At 72.5% G+C, this 6,624-nt stretch carries 4 protein-coding genes and 1 pseudogene; 4 read left to right on the plus strand and 1 reads right to left on the minus strand.

Annotation, left to right across the window (positions count from 1 at the left end):
* The first annotated feature begins 14 nt into the window (after positions 1-14).
* From ACWDU1_RS06625 to ACWDU1_RS06640, 4 genes are all read left to right on the plus strand, one after another.
* Positions 15-380: a hypothetical protein gene (locus ACWDU1_RS06625; RefSeq protein ID WP_449996289.1), complete on the plus strand. Its 366-nt coding sequence runs from the start codon at positions 15-17 to the stop codon at positions 378-380.
* 38 nt (positions 381-418) lie between these two features.
* On the plus strand, positions 419-724 hold the full coding sequence (locus tag ACWDU1_RS06630; protein ID WP_449996290.1) for a hypothetical protein: 306 nt from the start codon (positions 419-421) through the stop codon (positions 722-724).
* A 9-nt stretch (positions 725-733) separates the two neighbouring features.
* Positions 734-3,313, plus strand: coding sequence for a hypothetical protein (locus tag ACWDU1_RS06635; protein ID WP_449996291.1), 2,580 nt, complete (start codon positions 734-736; stop codon positions 3,311-3,313).
* 86 nt (positions 3,314-3,399) lie between these two features.
* The gene (locus tag ACWDU1_RS06640) at positions 3,400-5,394 is read left to right on the plus strand and encodes a type VII secretion target (protein ID WP_449996292.1); all 1,995 of its coding nucleotides are present in this window, start codon (positions 3,400-3,402) and stop codon (positions 5,392-5,394) included.
* Positions 5,395-5,658: 264 nt separating this feature from the next.
* On the opposite strand, the pseudogene ACWDU1_RS06645 reads toward ACWDU1_RS06640, so the two are convergent.
* Positions 5,659-6,624, minus strand: a pseudogene (locus ACWDU1_RS06645) (hypothetical protein); the annotation flags it as partial.

The raw sequence follows: 6,624 nt of genomic DNA on the forward strand, positions 1-6,624 counted from the left end.
TCTGGGAGATAGTGATGAACGACGAATACGACTACGCCGCCGCCGACGATTTCGGCGACGAACCGGCCCCGAAACCGGCCGCGTCACAGCAGGTGCACGAGGTGTTCAATCCCGACCACACGGTCGGGGTGGCCTGCGATCGTGACGGCGAGGTGGTGGGTTTGCACATCACCGACGACGCGCGGGAAAACGGTGACAGCTGGTTGAGCGCGGAGATCCTGAAACTGGCCCGCCTCGCGCACGCCAAATCCCGGCTCGGGCTGCGGCGCGAGATGGAGGCCAACGGCGCCCGCTCCTACACCATCGATTCCTTCGGCCTGCCCAGCGAAGCGGCATATCAGGCCATGGAAGACGAGGCATTCGGGCTGCGGCCGGCCTGAGCGCGCCGGCCGCGATCGACAGACAGGAAGACGACAAGATGGTGGATATCGACGATCCCGAGATCGTGCGGGCGATCGGCGGCGATTTCGGTGTGGCCATGATGGCGATGACCGGGAGTTTCGGCTCGACCAAGGATTCGCTGGCGCTGGGATACAAGGGTGATTCGCCGCTCGACGCGGTGACGACCGGCCGGCTCGATTGGATAGTCGATACCTTCGGCGACGCGATCGCGGAGGCGTGCCGGCAGGCGGGCATCACCGTGCGGGCCAACGATTTCGCGGTGACAGTCCTCGACAACACCGATATCGACGGCGGTAACACTGTCACCTCGGCGGGTGTCTGACCGTCCACTATGGCGCCTGAGCAAGCGAATCCGCACTGGGACCGGATCGTCGGGGACGATTGGCCCCAGATCCCGCCCTCGGCGTGGCATGCGCTGGAAACAGCGGCCCGGGAGGGCGCGCAGGCCCTGAATCTCTCCGATGTGGCCCAGGCCCGGCGCGCCTTCGACGAGGCGGTCCGGCGTTCGGAGGGGCTGGAGCGGATCCGGCTGGCGATGATCGCGCTGGAGGACCGCCCGCGCGCCTTCGCGACCGCGCTGTCGGCGGCGGCCGATACCTTCGGCACCTTCGGTGATGTGGTGCGCCGGACCCGCAACCAGATCCTGGACGTGGTGGACGACGCCACGGACCGTATCGAGCAGGTCGGTCGCGAGGACAATGCCGAGGACGACGGAGAGGGCGACGAAGCGGAGGAGGCGGCGGCCGACCGCCGGGCGATCGAGGCGATTCTCACCGAGGCGCGGGCGGACGTCCGGGATATCGTCGCGGCGGCGGTGCGGTCGATGGGCCCCCAGGGCCTGCCCCGCCTCGACGATATCGCCGAGGCGCTGGGACAACCCGGACCGTGGCGCAGCGGCTCCGTCCCCGGCGCCGGGCCGTCGAAACAACGCCGCTCCTATGGGCCGGGGGGCCGGAACGACCGCCACCGGGATCCGCGACGCCGCGGTGCGCATCCGCGCTGGGGGCCGGGTTTCGGTGAGCTGGTACCACCGAATTCGCCGCTCGGACGGCTCCTGGTCGACCTGATCGGCGATATCCTGCACCCCCCGCCCGGCATGCCGGGCCCGGTGCTGCCGCCGCCGGGGCCCGGCGCGGATCTGCCGGTCGGGCCTCAGAGTCCGGCCGGTGGCGGGAATCCGGTGGTCGCGGGGCCTCCCGCCGGGGAGAACGTGCCCGTGCACGGTGGCCCGGCGCATGTGGGGTCCGATCCCGGGTACGCCGGGTCCGGCCCGGCTCCGGGACAGCGCCCGGACGCCGGTGTGCGTGGCGGCACCGAGGTGGCGGACAGCGACAGCGGGGCGGACGGCCCGGCCACCGGCGACGGCCTCGCGGGTGATTCCGGCGATCGGCCCGCGGATCGGTCCTCGGGCACGGAGAACGCCGGCGCCGAGGCAGCCGACCGCAAGGCGGAATCGGCCGGCACCGACGGTGGCGATCGCGGGGGCATATCGGAGGTTCTGGCGCGCACCGCCGCCCAGGACTCCGGGTCGGCGGGGGGAGTACCGGCGGTGCCGGTCGTTCCCGCGTCGTTCCCGGGCAGCGCGCCGCTCCCCGCGCCGGGTGCGGTGACCTCCACCGCCGCGACCACGACAGCGGGCCCGGGAGCCTCCGCGTCCGGTGCGCCCGCTTCGCCCGGTGCCGCCGCGTCGGCGGTATCGACCACCCAGGTCGCCAAGGCCGCGCCCGGGATCGTGGAGGCGCATCGTGCTCCGGGTGCGACCGGTAAGGTCGCGCTACCCGGAACCGGGGCCTCGGTGCCCACCGCTACCGTCGGTAAGGTGCCCGGCTCATTGCCCGAGGGCACGCCGGGGCCGAACAGACCCGACAGCGCGCCGACCGTGCAGGAGGCGCTCGGGGTCGCCATGATCTCCTCGGCGGCACCGGCCTTCGTGGTGGGCGAGCGGGTCGACGGTGACCTGGTCCTCGCCCGCACCGTGCTCGGCGGTATCCGGGCCGCCACCGATTCCTGGGTGGTCGGGGTGGATTGGGCGGTGGCGGTGCTGCGCCACCCGAGCGGGGTGAGCGCGTTCGTCACCTCCAACGAGGGGCGCGGCTGGCTGCCCGCGCGGTTGTATCTGCCGACCGAGGTCTCGTTGCCCTGGCTGTGGACGGTGGCCGACGGGTCGGGCTGGGAAGGTATCGCCGACCCTGCCCGGATCCTGGTGGAATTCGCGGCGGCCTGGGGGACGAAATCGGGCTCGAAACTCGCGGCGCTGGCGTCCTCGCAGCCGATCGATCCGGTGCTGGGGCGTCAACTCGGCGCCGTGGGGCTCGCCGGTTCGGTGGGGCCGTCGGACACCATGGACCTGCGCACCCCGGGGCACGGTACCCGGGATCGGCTGGGGCTCACGGCCGCCACCGGACTGCTCGACCGCACGGCCGCGGTACCGGACACCGTGGTCGCGCTGCGTTGCCTGGAACTGGCGGTGGACGCCCATCTCCGGGTCGGGCGGGCGGATCTGGCGGCGGTGGACGCGATGGGTGCGCCGGAGATCCGGCTCCGCATCCTGCGCGCCCTGCGTGACGGACGCGATTTCGCGGCGAGCTGGTGGGAGGAGATGCAGGACGCGGATGACCTGATCGCCGCCACCGCGCTCGGGCATCGTGCCGATACCGCCCGGATCGCGCTCGGCGAATTACGTGCCGCCGCCGAGGAACCGGGTTCCGATCTCGCGATGCTGCGTGCGCTCACCTTTCAGCGCCGCTGTAACGAACTGGTCCTGTTGCTCGCCGAGCATCGCGACCGCCAGACCCTGCGTGATGCCGTGTACGCGCATGCCCAGATCCTCACGCACCCGGTTTTCACACGGCAGGCCGAGGCCCCGCCGCCACCGGCGCGGGGGACGGTGAGCGCCGGCCCCACTCGCTGACCCGGCCGTAACCCGCGTACCGAACTCCCCAGTATTGGGAAGAATTGACAATGGGGGTAATAGCTGGCGGAAAGGATCGAACGAGCATGCCGGACCGGTTGGATATCGAACCCGCGGTACTGCGCCAGCTGGCCGACCAGCACGATCAGGTGGCGGCGGAAACGCGGGAGTGGGCACAGCCGCCCTCGGATTGGCTGGCCAACTTCGAACCCACCTATGGCAAGATCGCCGATCCGGTGAAACGCGCGCTCGAAGAGTATTACGGCGCCCGGCTGCGCGCCGGCGAGGCGCTGGCCCGCGAACACGAGCAGACCGCAAGAGACCTGCGCGACTCCGCCGACGAATACGAACGCAGCGATCTGGACGGCGCCTCCGCCGTCGGCCGGGCGGGCGAGGACCCCGGCGGCCGCAGCCCGTTCGGCGACTCGGCCCCGGCCGGCAGCGGACCCGCGGTCAACGCACCGGGCAACTCGGAGCCATCCCCGGTCGCGGCGGTACCGAATACGAACGGCAGTGCCCCGATCGGCACGGCACCGCCCACCGGCCCCGTCGCACCGGCCGGCTCGGACGGGGGAGCCTCCGGCGGGGCCCCGGCCGGCGGTGCGTCGCAGCCCGGGCAACCCGGGTCCGCGCCGCATACCGGGGTCACCGCGCCCGGTGCCGTGCCGCCGGGAGAGCAGATCGCCGCCTCCGCGGCCGGGTCTCCCGGCGCCGGCGCACCCACCGCTGGTCCCGCCGGCACCGCGGGGGTGGTCCCGCCGGGCGCCGGGATGGTCGGCGGGCCTCTGGGCTCCGGGCCCGGCGGCGACGACCGGTCCGGCGCGGTGCCCTCGAACGCGGCGGCCACGGACGGCACGCCCGTCCCGGTACCCGCGCAGACACCGTTCAATTCGGCTGTGGCCTCGGCCAAGGACCGGGAGGCCGAACCCGATTACATTGTCGGCGACGCGGTGAACGACGACCTCGTCATCGCCAAGACCCTGCTCGGCGCGGTTCTCGCCGCGACCGAATCCCCGGTCGGGATGACCTGGGCGGTGGCCGTGCTACGCGGCCCGGGCGGCGCCGGAATGTTCATCACCTCCAACGAAGGCCGCGGCTGGCTGCCCGCCGGGTTGTATATCCCGCGCCAGGTCTCCACGCCGTGGCTGTGGGACGAGCTGCTCGCGGCCGACGGCGACGCCGCCGCGCCCTGGGAAGGTGTCGCGGATCCCGCGCGGGTGCTGGTCGAGTTCGGGCTCGCCTGGGGTGCCAAGGCGAATGCCACACTCTCGGCGCTGGTGTCCTCCGGGCCCATCGATCCCGGCCTGCAGAGCAGGCTCGGCGAGGTGGCGATGCAGGGCCTGGTGGGGCCCGGGTACGACGTCGACCTGCGCGTGCTCACTCCCGATACCGCCGACCGGCTGGGCATCACGGGATCGGTGCCCTCGCTGGAGTCGGTCGCCGCGGTCCCGGACGCCGGAGTCCGGGCGCGCTGTATCGCATTGGCGGCCGACGCCCACACCCAGCTCCTCCGTTCCGTACCCGGCCACTACGACACCGTCGGCGCCCGCGCCATCCGGGACCGGATCCTGGCCCGGGTCGAGGTGGGCGACGAGATCCCGCGGAGCTGGTGGGAGGAACTGCGCGATGCCGACGATCTGCTGGCCGCGGCGATGATCTCCCAGCGGGTCGATGTGGGTCGTGTCGATATCGGCGCGATCCGGGTGGGTGACGAGGTGACCGCGCTGCGCGCGATGGTCTGGGAGCGCCGCTGCAACGAACTGGTGGCGTTGCTCGCCCGGGAGCCGGACCGGCAGGTCTTGCGTGACGCGGTCTACGCGCACTGCCAGGTGCTGGAGCATCCCGGATTCACCGCGGTGCCGGCCACGGTGGCGGCCGGTGTCGAAGAGCGGGTCGCGCCGTCCGGTGGCGGGACGGGTGCCGTCTCCGCACCGCCGGCCGCGGCGGACGTTCCGCCCGCCGGGACCCCGGCGGCTCCGCCTGCGGGAGGCGTATCGGCGCCGAGTACGGCCGCGGGCCCGCCGCCCGGCGTGGTTCCGCCGGTGATCACACCGCCTGCCGGGGGCCGGGAAGCCCTGTGATAACGCGATAACGCGCACCGGGCTCCTCGCCGCGGCGGATCGACGGCGAGGAGCCCGGTTTCGAGGGATCGGGATCTGTGGCACCGGAAGCCGGGGAGAATCCGGGATCGGGAAGCACGGCCGGGCCGGGACGCCCCGAGTGCTGTGGTTACTCGACTTCCACCCGATGGTGGTGGGTCGCCCCGATGTCCGCGGCGCGTCCGGTCGACCGGGGCCCGGTGTTCCCGTCCCGGTGCACGAGGAAGCGTCGACCGGGACGGTCGATCACACTTGTTTGCTGGGAGGTGTCGGGCCGTAGGGAATCTCGGTCTGCGGGGTCCCCGGCTGCGGATTCTGGCTGGGCGCCGGTGCGCCCGCGGCGGGCGGTGCACCGTCCTGGGGTGCCTGGGCGGTGGGATCGGACGGCGCGGGCCCGGCCGCCGGCGCGGGCTGACTCGGCGGCGCCTCGTCGTCGTCCTCGTCGTCGTCCTTTTCCTCGTCCTTCTTGCCGAGCATCTCCGGCAGCTGGCCGAGCATCGGCATCAGGGCCATGGGCAGCATGGCGAGCATCGGCAGCATCGAACCGAGACCGCCACCGGCGGCGCCGGCCGCACCGGCGCCCGCGCCGCCACCCCCGCCACCCGCGGAGCCGCCGCCGCCGGAACCGCCGCCCGCGGCACCGGTGTTCACCTCCTGGGCCTGCTGCACCACGTCGTGGACCCGCGTCACCGCGTCGGCGACGGCGTCCATGATCTTCGCTTCCTGGGCGGGTTTGAGCTTCGCCGCGCCCACCGAGGCCAGCGCGGCATTCAGTTCCGATTTGATGTGGTGGATCTTGAACAGGGTCTGCGCCTGTTCGGCGGCGACCATCTGCGAGGTGCCGTCCACCTGGGCGTCCATATCCACCATGGAGTCCTGGCGGGCTCCGGCCGAGAGGACCTGCTGTCTGTACTGGTCCAATCCCGCGCCCGAGCCCTGGAGCCCGGCGAGCTGGATCTTGTCGGGGGTGCGCCCGTTCTTGGGGGGCGGCGGTGGATCCGAACGCCCGAACCCGAGCACGTCCACCGACTGCTGCATGGCCGATTCGGCTTGGCCGAGGAAAAGCTGGAGCTCCTCCGAAGCGCCGGGAGGCCTGAGCAGTTTGATGGTGGTGTAGGGCTTTTCGGTACCCGATTTACTGATGACGTGCAGCGCACCGGATTTCGCGGCAGCATCACCCGGGCGCTCTTCGCCGGGGGCGCCCGTTCCGGG

The sequence above is a fragment of the Nocardia sp. NPDC003345 genome (assembly GCF_053589395.1).

What these genes read in the sequence shown, in the direction of transcription:
- ACWDU1_RS06625 (WP_449996289.1), top strand. Translation starts at nt 15, where the DNA reads ATGAACGACGAATACGACTACGCCGCCGCCGACGATTTCGGCGACGAA.
- ACWDU1_RS06630 (WP_449996290.1), top strand. Translation starts at nt 419, where the DNA reads ATGGTGGATATCGACGATCCCGAGATCGTGCGGGCGATCGGCGGCGAT.
- ACWDU1_RS06635 (WP_449996291.1), top strand. Translation starts at nt 734, where the DNA reads ATGGCGCCTGAGCAAGCGAATCCGCACTGGGACCGGATCGTCGGGGAC.
- ACWDU1_RS06640 (WP_449996292.1), top strand. Translation starts at nt 3,400, where the DNA reads ATGCCGGACCGGTTGGATATCGAACCCGCGGTACTGCGCCAGCTGGCC.